At 63.1% G+C, this 15,940-nt stretch carries 14 protein-coding genes; 4 read left to right on the forward strand and 10 right to left on the reverse strand.

The features are described from left to right. Nucleotides 1–35 precede the first annotated feature (35 nt). Nucleotides 36–302, reverse strand: coding sequence for an acetyltransferase (locus tag RHE_RS31370; protein WP_244425753.1), 267 nt, complete (start codon nt 300–302; stop codon nt 36–38). Here RHE_RS31370 and RHE_RS02465 point away from each other — a divergent pair. Both RHE_RS02465 and RHE_RS02470 read left to right on the forward strand, forming a co-directional pair. Further along, the gene (locus RHE_RS02465) at nt 270–1,499 is read left to right on the forward strand and encodes a LysR family transcriptional regulator (RefSeq protein ID WP_042117818.1); all 1,230 of its coding nucleotides are present in this window, start codon (nt 270–272) and stop codon (nt 1,497–1,499) included. The two genes, RHE_RS31370 and RHE_RS02465, sit on opposite strands and share 33 nt — an antisense overlap. Then, nucleotides 1,496–2,221 (forward strand): copper homeostasis protein CutC, encoded by a 726-nt coding sequence (locus RHE_RS02470; protein ID WP_011423865.1) that lies wholly within the window; start codon nt 1,496–1,498, stop codon nt 2,219–2,221. The genes RHE_RS02465 and RHE_RS02470 overlap by 4 nt, the downstream gene beginning before the upstream one ends. A 181-nt stretch (nt 2,222–2,402) precedes the next feature. Here RHE_RS02470 and RHE_RS02475 read toward each other — a convergent pair whose 3' ends face one another. The 7 genes from RHE_RS02475 to RHE_RS02505 form a co-directional block, all read right to left on the reverse strand. Continuing rightward, the gene (locus RHE_RS02475; RefSeq protein ID WP_011423866.1) at nt 2,403–3,422 is read right to left on the reverse strand and encodes a zinc-binding alcohol dehydrogenase family protein; all 1,020 of its coding nucleotides are present in this window, start codon (nt 3,420–3,422) and stop codon (nt 2,403–2,405) included. Between the two features lie 63 nt (nt 3,423–3,485). Next, the gene (locus RHE_RS02480; protein ID WP_011423867.1) at nt 3,486–4,460 is read right to left on the reverse strand and encodes an ABC transporter permease; all 975 of its coding nucleotides are present in this window, start codon (nt 4,458–4,460) and stop codon (nt 3,486–3,488) included. 27 nt (nt 4,461–4,487) lie between these two features. Further along, complete coding sequence (locus RHE_RS02485; RefSeq protein WP_011423868.1) at nt 4,488–6,041, reverse strand: sugar ABC transporter ATP-binding protein; 1,554 nt, start codon at nt 6,039–6,041, stop codon at nt 4,488–4,490. Nucleotides 6,042–6,144: 103 nt separating this feature from the next. Continuing rightward, entirely contained in the window at nt 6,145–7,134 is a 990-nt protein-coding gene (locus RHE_RS02490; protein WP_011423869.1) for an ABC transporter substrate-binding protein, read from the reverse strand. A 206-nt stretch (nt 7,135–7,340) separates the two neighbouring features. Beyond that, nucleotides 7,341–7,790 (reverse strand): RbsD/FucU family protein, encoded by a 450-nt coding sequence (locus tag RHE_RS02495; protein WP_011423870.1) that lies wholly within the window; start codon nt 7,788–7,790, stop codon nt 7,341–7,343. Between the two features lie 9 nt (nt 7,791–7,799). Continuing rightward, on the reverse strand, nt 7,800–8,819 hold the full coding sequence (locus tag RHE_RS02500; RefSeq protein WP_011423871.1) for an aldo/keto reductase: 1,020 nt from the start codon (nt 8,817–8,819) through the stop codon (nt 7,800–7,802). 46 nt (nt 8,820–8,865) lie between these two features. After that, on the reverse strand, nt 8,866–10,368 hold the full coding sequence (locus RHE_RS02505; protein WP_011423872.1) for a UxaA family hydrolase: 1,503 nt from the start codon (nt 10,366–10,368) through the stop codon (nt 8,866–8,868). Between the two features lie 236 nt (nt 10,369–10,604). Here RHE_RS02505 and RHE_RS02510 point away from each other — a divergent pair, with 236 nt between their 5' ends. Both RHE_RS02510 and RHE_RS02515 read left to right on the forward strand, forming a co-directional pair. Continuing rightward, nucleotides 10,605–11,504, forward strand: a complete 900-nt coding sequence (locus RHE_RS02510) for a GntR family transcriptional regulator (RefSeq protein ID WP_011423873.1) — start codon at nt 10,605–10,607, stop codon at nt 11,502–11,504. 216 nt (nt 11,505–11,720) lie between these two features. Beyond that, nucleotides 11,721–13,670 carry an ABC transporter ATP-binding protein/permease gene (locus RHE_RS02515; protein ID WP_011423874.1) on the forward strand — a complete coding sequence of 650 codons (1,950 nt, stop codon included), beginning with the start codon at nt 11,721–11,723 and terminating at the stop codon, nt 13,668–13,670. Here RHE_RS02515 and RHE_RS02520 read toward each other — a convergent pair. Together RHE_RS02520 and RHE_RS02525 are read right to left on the reverse strand one after the other, a co-directional pair. Continuing rightward, entirely contained in the window at nt 13,667–15,157 is a 1,491-nt protein-coding gene (locus RHE_RS02520; protein WP_011423875.1) for an MDR family MFS transporter, read from the reverse strand. The two genes, RHE_RS02515 and RHE_RS02520, sit on opposite strands and share 4 nt — an antisense overlap. 221 nt (nt 15,158–15,378) lie before the next feature. Beyond that, complete coding sequence (locus tag RHE_RS02525; RefSeq protein WP_042117823.1) at nt 15,379–15,735, reverse strand: hypothetical protein; 357 nt, start codon at nt 15,733–15,735, stop codon at nt 15,379–15,381. Between the last annotated feature and the right edge of the window lie 205 nt (nt 15,736–15,940).

Here is a 15,940-nt window from a genome sequence, read left to right on the forward strand (position 1 = left end):
GCAAGCCCCCTCCAGTAATTGCGCTCACGCCACGATTATGGCGGCGAACGCGGTTCAGCGCGCGGAAAGGCATTCCCTTTTCCAGGGCCGGCGCGATTTGTTTTTGTTCCCTTGCGTGTTTCCGCGATGGTTCCGGTGCTCTTGCGCGGATGACCGCCGCCCGGATTTTTGTGACGACCACGATAGCCCGGCTCTATCGAGGCAGGGATATCTTTTTTCGCGAACACATCATATCGTCCAGTTTTTAAAGCGCTTTCCGGAGCCAGCCTTTGCATCTCGGCGCCCTGTTCATCATCCGCCACGTCCTGACCTCGGTTTCGGTCCGCGAGACCGCGCGCCGCTTCCAGCTGTCACCCTCCACCGTGTCTGCGGCCATCCGCAACATCGAGACAGAGCTGGCGATGAAGCTGACGGAACGCGCCTCCGGTGAGCTGGTGACGCTGATCGCAAGCGCCGGCACGCTCGAAGGCCTGGAGCCGATCACGGTCGCGATTGGCGAACTCTGCCAATTCGCCGGCCAGGTCGACGCCGGCGGGATCGACGAGGCCTGGGCCGCTCGCATTCCCGTCAAGATCGTCGCGATCGAGCGGTTTCTCGAGGTCGCCGACCAGGGCAGCATCAACCGCGCGGCCCGCCGCCTGCATCTCGGTCAGCCGCAGCTTTCGCTCCAGCTTGCCAATCTTGAAAAATTCCTCGGCCGCCGGCTGTTCGAGCGGCAGGCGCAGGGCTCTGTTCTGACGGAGGAGGGCAGGCGCGCCTACCAGATCTTCATGGCGATCAGCCAAGCCTGGAATGATTTGAAATCGGCGGCCGACGAGCGCTATCGCCGCACGGCGCGGTCGCTGCGCATCGGCTCGATCATCCCGACCGGATCGGAAAGCTGGGTGGCGCGCTGCCTCGGCCAGTTGGTCTCTGAATGGAATGCGCGGCGCAGCAACAATGCGATCTCACTGGTCTCGATGACCGCCGACGATCTGCGCGAGGCGCTGAAGAGCGGCCGCATCGACGTGGCGATCCTGGATTCGGTCTTCGGCCTGGAAGATTTCCGCCATCGCGAACTGCTGCAGACCGACATGGTGGCGATCGCACCGCCTGATAGTACCGAAACCACGGTCGCCGATCTTGTCGCCGGCCATGCGATCTGCATGCCGAGCCCACGCACCGGCCTCGGCCATGCGGCCATGGCCTTCAGCAACGAGCGGGCGCCCGACCGGCGCTTGCGCAGCCGCGATATCACCGCGGCGGATTCGCTGCCCGTGATCGTCGATCTCGTCGCCAATCACGGTTACGTCTCCTTCCTTGGCCGTGTCAGCGCCATGCCGATCGCCGACAAGGTACGCATCGTCAATCTCGACGAGGCCCTGCCGATGTCCTATCACGTCGCCTTCAACCATCGCAAAGCCGCCGCCGATGCCTGCGCCGTCATCATCGCGGCGGCGGCGAGAATAACATCGGAGACCGTCGCGAAAACCGACGGAGTGAGGGAGAGCGCCGCATGACGATCCTGCTGGAAGTCTGCGTCGACAGCGCCGACGGCCTTGCCGCCGCCATTGAGGGCGGCGCCGGCCGTATCGAGCTCTGCTCGGCGCTCGAGCTCGGCGGCCTGACGCCGCAGCCGAGCCTGATGCGGATTGCCGCCCGGGCGCCCATTCCGGTCTACGCGATGATCCGCCCGCATGCCGGACCCTTCATCTTCGGCAACACCGACGAGGAAGCGATGCTGCTCGATATCGACGCCGCGCGTGCCGCCGGCCTCGCCGGCGTCGTCATCGGCGCCAACCGGCCGGACGGCACGCTCGACATGCCGCTGATCCACCGTCTGAAGACGCATGCTTCAGGCTTGGGATCAACGCTGCACCGCGCCTTCGATCTGGTGCCGGATGCCGACCAGGCGCTGGAACAGGCGGTCGAGCTCGGCTGCGAACGCATTCTCACCTCCGGCTGTGCGCTGAAGGCGGTTGACGGCATCGAAACGCTGAAACGCCTGTCGGCAAAGGCGGCCGGCCGCATTTCGATCATGCCCGGCAGCGGCATCCGCCCCGCCAATGTCGGCGCCATATTGCAGGCGACCGGAGCCCGCGAAGTGCATGGATCCTGCAGCTCCCAGGTCGACAGCGTCGATCCACGTGCGGTTGCCTTCGGTTTCGAGGCGAAGAGCAGCAATAGGACGAATGTCGATGTGGTTAGGGAGATGTGCAGGGTGATTGCGGCGGGGGCTTAGCGACCGCCCCTGGCACGAACGCCTGGGAGGAAGGGGAGATGACGCGACCTCTCGACTCCCTCTTCTCCCCGAGGGGAGAAGAGATTTGCGGCAGCCTCTCTGTTCCTCGCTCACATCGCGCAGGGAAATTCACGAGGTCCGAAGGACAGGCCGAGACCGCTGGCTCATCCCGGCAATCACCCTAACCCTCAACCCTGATCACCGCCTTGATCAGCCCGCTCTTTTCATGCGCCCAGCGCGCCAGATCGCGCGGTGCATCGGCAAGAGTCGTGCGGTGGGTGATGAGCTTATCCACCGGCACCAGTCCCTTGGCGATCGAATCTGCCACATGCTCGAAATCGGCGCGGGTGGCGTTGCGGCTGCCGATCAGCATCATCTCGCGCTTGTGGAATTCGGGATCGGAGAAGCGGATGTCGTCCTTGACGACGCTGACAAGCACCAGCGCGCCGCCATGGGCGACGAAGGCGAAGGCTTTCTCCATCGACGGGCCGTAGCCTGTGGCGTCGAAGACCACATCGAAACCGTCGCCATTGGTTTTTTCCCGCACGGCATCGGCGGTTTTCTCGTTGGCGACGATCCCTGAGGTAAAACCGAAGCGCTCCGATGCCATCTGCAACCGCTCGGCACTGGTGTCGAGCAGCGTCACGTCATGGCCGGCGATGCGCGAGAAGATCGCCGCGCCGAGGCCGATCGGGCCGGCGCCGATGACAAGCGCGCGCGCGCCGGCGCCGGTCAGTGAGCGGCGCACCGCATGGGCGCCGATCGCCAGAAATTCCGTCGTCGCCGCCGCCTCGAGGCTGAGACCCTTGGCGGGATAGAGATTGCCTGCCGGAACCGAGATCTCCTCGCAGAAGGCGCCGTCGGTATGGACGCCGAGCACCTTGATGTTGGTGCAGCAATTCGGCTTGCCCTTGATGCAGGCGACACATTGGCCGCAGGAGAGATAGGGATTGACGATGACTGATGTGCCGGCCGCAAGCGTTACGCCCTCACCGGCTTCGATGACCGTCGCCGAGATCTCGTGCCCCATCACCCGGGGATATTCGAGGAAAGGGTGCTTGCCCTCGAAGATATGATAATCCGTGCCGCAGATGCCGACATGGCTTACGGCGAGCCGCACCCAGCCGGGCGCCGGTGCGTCGGGAGATGGCCGCTCGACGATCTCGAGCACGCCGGGCTCGCGGCAAACAACTGCTTTCATGACAGGTCTCGCATTCCTGGAAATTGAAGAAGCCGGCCTGTGCGACCGGCTTCTCTGAGTTTCTCAATTGCTCTTGCGGCGGCGCAGCTGGTCGAAGAAGACGATCACGATGATCAAGAGACCGGTGATGATGCGCTGCCAGAAGGAGTTGACGTTCAGAAGGTTGGCGCCGTTGTTGATGGTGGCGAGGATGAAGGCGCCGATCAGCGGCCCGTGCACCGAGCCGACCGCGCCGAACAGGCTGGTGCCGCCGATGACCGAGGAGGCGATCGCCTGCAGCTCCCAGCCGTCGGCCTGTGTCGCATTGCCGATGGCGATGCGCGAGGCGAGCAGCACGCCAACGAATGCGGCGAAGCCGGCCGAGAGGATATAGGCAAGGTAGATCATGCCCTTGACGTTGACGCCGGAAAGGCGCGCCGCTTCTGCATTCGAACCGACCGCGAAGAGATAGCGGCCCCAGCGGCTCAGATGCAGGAAGACGAAGGAGGGCACCGCCACCAGGATGACCATCCAGAACAGGCTCGGAATGCCGAGGAAATCGGCGCGGGCGAAGTTGCTGAAGCTCTCGTCGGTGATGCTGATCGTCGAACCGTTGGTGATCAGCAGGCCGATGCCGCGCAGCGAGGTCAGCGTTGCCAGCGTGATGATGAAGGGTGGCAGGCCCATATGGACGATACCGAAACCGTGGAAGGCGCCGATTGCCACGCCGATGGCGAGCGTCAGCACGATCGCCCCCCAAAGCGGCACGCCCGCCTGCAGGAGCCAGGCGATGATGACGGTGCAGAAGCCGACGATGGCGCCGACTGACAGATCGATGCCGGCGGTAATGATGACGAAAGTCTGGCCGAGCGCCAGGATCGCCGTCATTGCGCCTTGACGCAGCAGATTGGAGATGTTGAGCGGCGTCCAGAAGCTGGCGGTGACGAAGCCGAGCACGATCCAGAGGAAGATCAGCAGGCCGATCAGGGTGAGGCCGAACAGGATGTTCATTTTCCGGCGCGGCGGCGGGGCGACGATTTCGGTGGGGGTGGCAGTCATGAATTTTCTCCCTCTTCTTCTTCTGGCTCAGACGCCGATCGCTTCGCTGAGCACTTGTTCATGCGTCGCCGCGTGGAAATCATGGCTGGCGACGAGCCTGCCGCCGCGGAAGACGTGCAGGCGGTCGGCCAGTTCGTAGACCTCTGGCAGGTAGGACGAGATCAGGATGATACCCGCCCCCTCCTTCAGAAGCTTGGCGAACAGCCGGTAGATTTCCGCCTTGGTGCCGACGTCGACGCCGACGGTCGGCTCGTCGAAGATGAACAGCCGGGCACCATGGCTCAGCCACTTGCCGATGACGATTTTCTGCTGGTTGCCGCCCGACATGCTGGAGGCCGGAACCCGCCGGCTCGGTGTCTTGATGCTGAGATCGCGGATCTGCCTGTCGGCATTGGCCGATTCCCGCGCGTGGTTGATGACGGGCCCATGGCTCAGCCGCCCGAAGACCGGCAGGTTGATGTTGAGGCCGATCGGCAGGTTGAGGCAAAGCCCCTGGTCGCGCCGGCTTTCCGGCGCCAGCGCAATGCCGAGCTCCATCGCCGTGCGTTCGTTGCGGATATCGACACGTTTGCCCATCCATTCAATCTCACCTGACCTGATCGGCTGGCGTCCGTAGAGACCGAGCGCAAATTCGCTGCGGCCGGCGCCGATCAGCCCGTAGAGGCCGACGATCTGTCCGGCTTTGACGCTGAGCGACACGTCCTCGAAGCCGGGACCGGAAAGACCCTTGGCCTCGACGATCGTCTGGCCGATCGCAATCTCTTCCTTGTGGTAGATCTGCTCGATCGAGCGGTTGATCATCAAGGCGATCAGTTCGGCATCGTTGGTCTCGCCGATCAGCCGCGTGCCGACATGCGTGCCGTCGCGCAGCACCGAGACACGGTCGGCCAGTTCGAAGACTTCCTCCATGCGGTGGCTGATATAGACGATGGTAACGCCTTCGCCCTGCAGGCGGCGGATCAGCTTGAACAGCTGCGCCGATTCCTGGCGTGTCAGATAGGCCGTGGGTTCGTCGAAGATCAGGAACTGCGTGCCGCGCATCGCCGCGCGCGCCGTTGCCACCAGCTGCTGCTGGCCGATCGTTAGCGAGCTCAGGAGCGCGCCCGCCGGAAGGCCGAAGCCGAGATCGTCGAGAACGGCCTGCGCCATCTTCTCCATCTGCTTCTTGCGCATCAGGCCGTAGCGGTTGACCTCGTCGCCGAGGAAAAGATTGGCGGCGACCGTCAGGTGCCGGCAGAGCACGACTTCCTGGTGAACGGCGTTGATGCCGCGGGCGATCGCCTCGTTCGGCGTCGATAGCCCCACCGGATGGCCGCACCACAGCACTTCGCCGGCCGTGCGGGTGATGACGCCGGTGAGCAATTTGATGAGGGTGGATTTGCCGGCGCCGTTTTCGCCGACAATGGCGTGGATCTCTCCGGCCAGGAAGGTCAGCGTCGCCGGCTTCAGCGCCTGCACGTGACCGTAATTCTTCTGCAGGCCTTTTAGTTCGAGGATAGGCGATCCGGCGGGAATGCGATTGGCTTCTTTCAGCGTGGCGCTGTCATCATGGCGATGACTGACCTCTTCCAGTCCGATCATGGACCTCTCCTCCTCTTGTCGCGTCTGCTCCATCCCTGCTGAACCATAGCATGGATGGAAAAGGCCGCGCCGGTTTTTGAGCCGGCGCGGCCGTCTTGTCTGCTTACTTGATCTTCGGGTTCAGGAGCGCGTCGATCTTGGGATCCTTCATGTTCGCCTTGGTGACGAGGTTGGCGCCGGTGTCGACATTCTCAGGAACCTTCTCGCCCTTCGAGACGGCAAGCGCGGTCTTGATGCCGTCATAGCCCATGCGATAGGGGTCCTGAACGACGAGGCCGGCGATTGCGCCATCCTTGAGGAAGCCCACCGTCTTGTCGTCGCTGTCGAAGCCGATGACCTTGATCTTGTCGCCGAGCTTGTTTTCGGCGATCGCCTGGCCAACGCCCTGCGCCAGGATCAAGTTCGAGGCGAAGACGCCGACGAGCTTCGGGTTGGCGGTGATGAGGTCGGTCATCATGTTGAGGCCGGTGGTCGCCTGGCCGTCACCATACTTGTCGGCGATGACCTTCAGGCCGGGATGCTTGGTCTTGATCTGATCCAGGAAGCCTTCGCGGCGCTGCTCCAGCGAGCCGACGCCTGGAAGATTGGTGAGAATGACGATGTCGCCTTCTTCCTTGCCGGTCATCTCCTTGATGGCGGCGGCAAGGCCGTCAGCGGCGATGCGCCCGCCCTGGACGTTGTCGGTCGTCAGGAACGACTTGAACGCCTTGGAGTCGGCGCCAGAGTCGATGCCGATGATCGGAACCGACTTGGCGGCTTCATCGATCGGCTTGCCGAGCGCCTTGAATTCCGTCGGCGAGATGACGATGGCGGCCGGCTTGCCGGCAACGGCGTTTTCCAGGATCGAGATCTGGCCGTTGATGTCGGATTCTGCCTGGGCGCCGAGTTCCGGCACGTTGACGCCGAGATCCTTGCCGGCCTTGCGGGCGCCGGCCAGAACGATCTGCCAGTAGAAGGACGTCGTGTCCTTGACGATGATCGGGATCGTCACATCGGCAGCGAAAGACGTGACCGGCATCGCCGTGGCGATGACGGCGGCGCCTGCCAACGCGGTGAAGGCGCGGCGAGACAGAAGGGATTTCACGATGCTCATAAAGGTTCTCCTCTCAGGATGCGTTCTCCTCCAAATAAACCGGACCGCTGAACGCAGGCGGACGATTTTTATCGATAAAAAACATTTGCAGGCAGAAGCTAGCCGAGGCGCAATCAAATTGCAAGGGCGTCTGTTGCGCTTTTTTACTCCGGAAAACTCCTTCCAAGCTACTGATTTTATTTCAATACCACGATAACCTAAAATAGCTATCGTCCGAACTCAACCTCATGGGGATGCACGACTCCCTTTTTCAAAATCAGGTTGCCGTACAGGCGGAATTCCGAGGTCGCGACGATATAGGCGGCCTTGCGAGCCATCGCGTAGAAGGCAAAGCGCTCCACCGGCACAATGCGGAAATCGCCGGCGCGTTTCGAGACGATCTGCTGGAATTCGGCGCAGACTTCCGGCACGGCCTGCGGGTCGCCGACCACCTCCATCCGCCATGCCGTTTCCGGCACGAAAGTATCGAGCGGCATATGGGTCAGGATCGCCTCGGCCATCCCGGTGGCGCTGACGCCGTCGGCGCGAATGACCGGCGGGCCCATCGAACCGGAGGGAAAATTGGCGTCCGATATGACGATGTCGTCGCCATGCCCCATCGTCTTCAGCGCATGGAGCAGGTCGGGCCCGAGCAGCGGATGAATACCTCTCAGCATAGTGTCTCCTCAGACCCGGACCGCTTCGGCGCCGAGCGGCGGCGCGGTGAGCGTATAGGGCTCGAATTCGGCAAAGATGCCCTCTGCAAGCGGCGGCTCGACGATTTCCATGTTGCGCGTCAGGCTCGACGGCTTGGCGGTGCCGATCAGCACCGAGGCGACGATCGGGTCGCGCAGCGGAAACTGCATGGCAGCGGCCGCGAGCGGCACGCCGTGGCGCTTGGCGATCGCCTCCATGGCGCCGACCTTGGCAAGCACGTCCGCATCGGCCGGCATATAATCGAAATGCGAGCCCGGCACCGGGCCGGTGGCGAGAATGCCCGAGTTGAAGACGCCGCCGACCACGAGCGAGGTGCCCTTCTGCCGGCAGAGCGGCAGCAGTTCGTCGACCGCCGAACGGTCGAGCAGCGTATAGCGGCCGGCGAGCAGGATGCAGTCTAGATCGGCATGGCGCATGACGTCGAGGCAGACGGGCACTTCGTTGACGCCGAGGCCGAAGGCGGAGATCGCGCCTGAGGATTTCAGCTCTTCCAGCGCCTTCACGCCGGAATCGAGCAGCTGCTTCTGATAGACCGCGTTCTTTGCGGCGCCATGCGTATAGACGCCGATATCGTGGACGTAGAGAATGTCGATGCGGTTGAGGCCGAGACGGGCATAGCTGAACTCGACCGAGCGCATGATGCCGTCATAGGAATAGTCGTAATCGGCATCGAAGGAGAGCGGATCGACATAGCTGTAATCCGGCACCGTCCCCGTCGGCACCGGCCGCAGCAGCCGGCCGACCTTGGTGGAGAGCACGTAGGAGCCATCCGACTGGTCGCGCAGGAAATCGCCGACGCGCCGTTCGGCAAGGCCGAGCCCATACCAGGGCGCGACGTCGAAATAGCGGATGCCGCTGTCCCAGGCGGCCTGCAGCGTTTCCATCGCCTGTTCACGCGGACATGCGCGGTAGAGGCCGCCGAGGGGAGCTGCGCCGTAGCTGATCTCGGTCACCTCAAGCCCGGTCTTGCCGATCCGTCTCGTCTTCATCATGCCCCCTGGGAATTGCATAAAAACAAAAGCTTAGCATCGAAATCTAGAGCGTTGCGCCGAGATGCCAAGGCACGAATTCGTTATCGCCGTAACCGAAGATCTCGCTCTTGGTCTTCTTGCCGGAGGCCGTGTCGACGATCAGGTGGAAGATCTCGCGGCCTTTGCCGCTGATCGTCGCATCACCCGTCGCGATCGTGCCGCAATCGATGTCCATGTCCTCTTCCATCGAGGCATAGAGGGCCGAATTGCTCGACAGCTTCAAGGACGGCGCCGGCCGGCAGCCGAAGCAGCTGCCGCGCCCTGTCGTAAAGGCGATCATATTGGCCCCGCCGGCCACTTGGCCGGTCGCCGAGACCGGGTCATAGCCGGGGGTATCCATGAAGACCAGGCCGGGGGCTGTCACCCGCTCGGCATAACCATAGACCGCCGTCAGCGGCGAGCGGCCACCCTTGGCAACCGCGCCGAGCGACTTTTCCAGGATGGTGGTGAGACCGCCGCGCTTGTTGCCGGGCGACGGGTTGTTGTCGAGCGAGGCGCCGTGCAAGGCGACATAGTCTTCCCACCAGGCGATTTTCTCGTCGAGCTTTCTCGCCACCTCGTCGTTGACGGCGCGGCTGCGCAGCAGATGCTCGGCACCATAGATTTCCGAGGTCTCCGACAGGATCGCCGTGCCGCCGGCCGCCGCCAGGAGATCGGCGGCGACGCCGAGCGCCGGATTGGCAGTGATGCCGGAAAAGCCGTCCGAACCGCCGCATTGCAATCCGATGATGATCTCGCCGATCGAGATCGGCACCCGCTTCTCCTTGCCGACATCGGCGGCGATCTCGCGCAGCACGCCCATGGCGCGCTCGACCGCCCGGCGCGAACCGCCGGCGTCCTGGATGTTGAAATGCCGCTTCGAGGCGCCCGCACCACTCTGGCCGTAAAGCGTCAGCTGGTTGACCTCGCAGCCGAGGCCGATCATCAGCACGCCGCCGAAATTCACATGTCTGGTATAGCCGGCAAGCGTGCGGTGCAGCACGTTCATGCCGTCGCCGGTCGAGCTCATGCCGCAGCCCTGGTCATGAACGATCGGCACGAAACCGTCGATACCGTCGTAATGCGGCAGGATCGTCCGGTTCGCCTCGTCGGCGATCGCCCGGCAGACGGTGGTGGAACAGTTCACGCTGGCGATGATGCCGATATAGTTTCGTGTCGCCGCCCGTCCGTCGGCGCGGCGATACCCCATGAAGGTGCGCGCCTTGTCTTCGGCGGTTGCTGTTTCGGGCGCCGAATTGGCAGTGGCGGCGAGCCGGTCGTTTTCAAAATGCAGATTATGGCTGTGCACATGCTCGCCGGCCTTGACCTCGGCGGTGGTGCGGCCGATCGCCTGTCCGTACTTCACCACGGCGGAACCGAGGGGAATATCGGCGATTGCCACCTTGTGGCCCGGCTCGATCTTCTGGCGGGCTGCAATGCCGGCAACCGTCGAGCCCTCGGCGATGGCGGCCGTTGCGACCGCGACATTGTCGCCGGCCGACAGGATGATCCAAGGCTGTTTGTCCAATCTCTTCTCCCTGAAGGAAACGCTCGCTGCATCGGCGAATGCGATTGATTTTGTTTTTTATCTACAATAAACATTTTCAAGTCAACGGGAATATTGATCCTGTGGACGAGGGAGGCAATGCGCCGCAGACGATCGGAAATACGCTAATAGTTTTTTCAACAAACTCCGGTCGGGCGCCTTTTCGCTTCTGAAGCGGAACGGCAATCCCGGCACGCGGGCGGAAAGCGGGGGATCTGATGGCAAGGCAGAACACGGTCTTCAAGGAAGCATACAACAGGTATGCCGCGGCCCTGCGCACGGATACGGCGCTGCCGTCGGAACCGGAGATCGCCGCCCAGCTCGGCGTCAGCCGTTCCACCGCGCGTGCCATCCTCACCCGCCTCAGCGATGAAGGCATCATCCGCTGGAACAAACGTCAGAAGATCGTGCTGCGCGAGCCCACCGACCGCGACCTCTTCCCCTCCGAAGAGACGGATTCGCTGCATGACATCATCGAGCGCAGCTTCATGCGGCGCATCCTGGCCGATGACGCTGCTCCCGGCATGCAGATCAACGAGCTGGAGCTTGCCCGCGAGATCGGCACCGGCACGACGAGCGTGCGCGAATTCCTGATCCGCTTCTCCCGCTTCGGACTGATCGAGAAGCGGCCGAACAGCCATTGGACGCTGAAGGGCTTCACCCGCGAATTTGCGCTCGAGCTTGCCGATGTCCGCGAAATGTTCGAACTGCATTCCGCCGCCGAATTCGGGCGGCTTCCCCGCGACAATCAGGCCTGGGCCGATCTTGCCGCCATGCGCGAGGAGCATGTCGCCATGCTTGCCGACATCAACCAGCGCTTCAAGGATTTCTCCGTCCTTGACGAGCGCTTCCACTTGCTGATCCACCGCGCTTCGAAGAACCGCTTCATCGCTGATTTCTACGATGCGATCGCCATCATCTTCCACTATCACTATCAGTGGAACAAGACCGCCGCCCGCGAGCGCAACGAGCGCGCCATCCACGAACATCTCGATTATATCGCCGCACTGGAATCCGGCGACCAGGCAGCGATCGGGAAGGCCTGCCGCGTCCATTTGCGCTCCGCCCGTCAGACCCTGCTGCAATCTCTGCCGCAGAATGCGACCGAGAGCGCGTGAGGTAAGAGAAGCGCGACACGGCACAACACCAACGACGGCTGACCTCCCCAGGCCGTGAATCGTCCGTTGGAACTTGCACATTTAAAAATCCATCACGCTATGTCGGCAAAACTCAGGGTTGATCCGACTGCTGCGCCTCGTCGCCTTGAGACCTGCGATACCGCGTCCGGCATCGGCGCCATGAAACCTTCTGATTTGTAAGCCGTTATCGTGCCTATGACCGACGTTAAAATCACACCGAAATCGGTCGACGGCACCGAGGAGCACGGTGCCGAGAAGTCGCGCCAGGAGAAGGCATCGACTGTCGAGGTCGCACCGCCGCCAGATGTCATCGAACCAAGTCAGAACCTCACGCCTGAGGAGGCCGAGCAGGCGCGCAAGCGATATTTGCTGAGGCGTTTCTGGATCAGCGCCCGCTGCTACTGGGGCAGCAGTGGCGACAAGCTCGCCTGGCCGTGCTCGATCGGTCTGTTGATGATGATCTGCATGAATGTCGGCTTCCAATATGGGATCAATCGCTGGAACCGCGGCATCTTCGACGCCATAGAGCGACACGACGCCGGCACCGTCTACTACCTGAGCGCCGTCTTCGTGCCGCTTGTGCTCGGAAGCGTCGCGCTTGTCACCGCGCAAGTCTATGTTCGCATGATGATCCAGCGCCGCTGGCGCTCCTGGCTGACGAAGGCGGTGATCACGCGCTGGCTGGCCAACGGTCGTTATTATCAGCTGAACCTCATCGGCGGCGACCACAAGAATCCTGAGGCGCGCATCTCGGAGGATTTGCGGATCGCTACCGAAGCGCCGGTCGACTTCATCGCCGGCGTCATCGCCGCCTTTCTGTCGGCTTCGACCTTCATCGTCGTGCTGTGGACGATCGGCGGAGCGCTGACGCTGCCGCTCGCCGGGTCGACCATCACCATTCCCGGTTTTCTCGTCGTCACTGCGGTGCTCTATGCCGTGATCACCTCAACTGTGATCGCGGTCATCGGCCGCCATTTCGTCCAGGTCTCGGAGGTCAAGAACCAGGTGGAGGCCGAGCTTCGCTACACATTGACCCGTGTGCGCGAAAACGGTGAGAGCATCGCCCTGCTCGGCGGCGAGGACGAGGAGCGTAGCGACCTCGACAGGACATTTTCCAATGTGCTCAGGCAATGGGCCCTGCTTGCGCGCCAGCACATGCGCACGACCTTCGTCTCGCACGGATCGATGCTGATTGCTCCTGTTGTGCCGCTCCTGCTATGCGCGCCGAAATTTCTCGCAGGCGGAATGACGCTTGGCGAGGTCATGCAGGCAGCCTCCGCCTTTGCCATCGTTCAGACGGCGTTCGGATGGCTGGTCGACAACTACCCACGTCTTGCTGACTGGAACGCCTGCGCGCGACGCGTCGCCTCGCTGATGATGTCGCTCGACGGCCTCGAGCGAGCCGAGCAGAGCGACGTTCTGGGACGCATCCGGCATGGTAAAACCAAGGGCAATGCGATCCTGAACTTGAACGATCTCTCGGTGTCTCTCGACGACGGCACCGCGGTGGTCAAGGAAACCCAGGTCGAGATCGCGCCGGGCGAGCGGGTGCTCGTGGCAGGCGAATCCGGCTCGGGCAAGAGCACGCTGGTGCGAGCCATCGCCGGTCTTTGGCCCTGGGGTCACGGCAGCGTCGATTTCCACGGCGACCGGCGCTTGTTCATGCTGCCGCAGCGGCCCTATATCCCGTCCGGGACGCTTCGGCGCGCGGTGGCCTATCCCCGTGCCGCCGACAGCTGGACGCTGGAGGAAATCAAGGCGGCCCTTGCCAAGGTGGGGCTGGATTATCTGAGCGAGAAGATCGAGGAAGAAGCGCCGTGGGACCAGATCCTGTCGGGTGGCGAAAAGCAGCGGCTCGCCTTTGCGCGGCTGCTGCTGCACACCCCCGATATCATCGTGCTCGACGAAGCGACCTCGGCACTCGACGAGAAGAGCCAGGACAGGATGATGGAGATGGTGATCGACGAATTGCCGGCGGCGACCATCATCAGCGTGGCGCATCGCGCCGAACTGGAAGCCTTCCACAGCCGCAAGATCACCTTGGAGCGGCGTGAGGGCGGCGCAAAGCTCGTCAGCGATATCGATCTCGTCCCGCGCAAGGGAAGACGAAACCTGATCCTGCGCGTTTTGGACAACCGCCGCTAATGCGAGGCCGCCTCGCTTGCCACCGCCGGCTCATCGTGCGTCTGGCGGTGGCCGACGGGGATCAGCCAGGTGGTGAAGAAGGTCAGCACCGCGACGACGACCACACCCCAGAAGCTCCAGTGCAGGGCCGCGTCGAAGATGCTGCGGATCGCCGGATCGGCGGCAAGCGCCGAGAGGCCGGTCGGCTGGTTCAGCGCCTTATGAAGGACGGCCGCGGTTGCACCGCTCGCATAATGGCTGATGCCGGCATTGAGAATGGCGCCGAGCACGGTGGCGCCGAGCGTATTGCCGAGGCTGCGGGCGAAGATGATCGAGGCCGTGGCGCTGCCGCGCATAGACCATTCGACGCTGTCCTGCACCAGCACGATGCTCGTCAGGCTGATCAGGCCCATGCCGAAGCCCATGAAGAAGGAGCCGGCGCCGGCGAGAACCGGCGAGCTTTCCGGCGTCAGGAACAGCAGAAAACAGGCGCCGAACGGAAACATCAGGCTGCCGACGCGCAGCGTGCGGCGAACGCCGAAAGCCTTGTAGAAGCGGCTGGAGAGCATCACCGCCAGGGGCCAACCGACGATGAGCATGGTCAGCGTGAAGCCGGCGATGATGGGCGTGCGGCCGAGCACGCCCTGCACATAGATCGGCAGGATGGTGGAAAGCCCGATCAGCGCCATGCCGGCAAGCAGCGTCGCCGCATTGCTGGTGGCGATCAGCCGGCGGCTCCAGAGCGCGATCGAAATGATTGGCTCCGGCGCCCGTCTCTCCTGGGCGAGGAAGAGCAGCCCCGCGACCACGAAGACGGCGAAAAGCGACAGCAGGATTGAGGCGCCCGCATCGGTTTCCGTCAGCATGACGAGCAGCGCCACGATGGACACCGAAAACAGCACCGATCCGAGATAATCGATCCTCGCCTGTTTGTGCGCGACGTTCTCCTTGAGGAAGATCATGAAGGCGACGATCGAGACGATGCCGATCGGCAGGTTGATCCAGAAGATCCAGGCCCAGGAAATATTGTCGACGATGATGCCGCCGGCGAGCGGCCCGACGACGGCCGAGGTCGCCCAGACGGTCGCCATCGCGCCCTGCACGCGGCCGCGCTCCTCCAGCTTGAAGAGATCGCCGATAATCGTCATCGTCACCGGCTGGATCGCGCCGGCGCCGAGCCCCTGCAGCAGCCGGAACAGCACCAGCGACATCATCGACCAGGCAAAGCCGCAGAGCAAAGAGCCGGCCAGGAAGATGAGGATGCCGCCGATCAACACCGGCTTGCGTCCGAAAATATCCGAAAGCTTGCCGTAGATGACCGTCGTCGTCGACTGCGCCAGCAGGAAGGCCGAAAACACCCAGCTGTAATAGGAAAAGCCGCCGAGCTGTCCGACGATGCGCGGCATTGCAGTCGCCACGATCGTTGCCTCGATGGCGACCATGAATGTCGCCACCATGATGGTCGCGACGACAAGCACGCGGTTCGAGCGATGCGCTGCATTCGACATGACGGTCCTCTTCGGGTGCTCCGCGGATGCCGGAGATATCGGCAGGCTGGCTGGTGTGGCGATCGCCATGTGCGGAGGGATGCAGCAGTTCTACGACCTGAAAGCAAGTCGGTAAAGCAATTCTCGCGACAGCCATCTTTTTGCGCAACGTCAGCCGAAATGAAGGCCCGGCGCGATCACGGCCGGGTCTTCATTCCATCGAACGCGGACGCTCGCCCGCCTCACTGCTGGCAAGCCTCGCTGAGTGAGCCGGTACCGGCCGTGCAGCCCGGCACCTGTTGAAGATCTGGATTGACGCCGCCGGGATTGATCGTGCTGCGGTCGCGGTTGAGATCGACGCCGCCAGTGCCGGGCGTGCTGCCGGTCGTGCCGGGATCGGTGCCGACAGAGCCGGTGCCGGCCGCGCCCGTGCCGACGGATCCGGTACTCGCCGAGCCCGTGCCCGAGCTCCCCGAGCCGCCGATGACAGGCGCCACCGAAAGCCGCCCGCTGGAATTCGCCCCGCCGGCCGTCTGGGCGAGGGCCGAGCCGGCAAGACCGATCGAAAGGAGGGATATCGCGATGAGTTTGCAGGACATGGTCTTCTCCATCCTTGTTGTCTCAAGGGGGAAACCTGTTCGGGAGCGGCATGTTCCTTCCGGATATTTCGCCGCCGAAAGGACGCATTGGGTAGCCTGACACCCCCGCCCTTCATCGACCGTCGACCCGCGCAAGTTGTGGCCGAAGCCCATTAAAATTCTCTCAACACTATCCGGTTGCCGTCGAAGATGTTAACCATACCTG

It is taken from the genome of Rhizobium etli CFN 42, from assembly GCF_000092045.1.
In the GTDB taxonomy this organism is placed as follows: Bacteria; Pseudomonadota; Alphaproteobacteria; order Rhizobiales; family Rhizobiaceae; genus Rhizobium; species Rhizobium etli.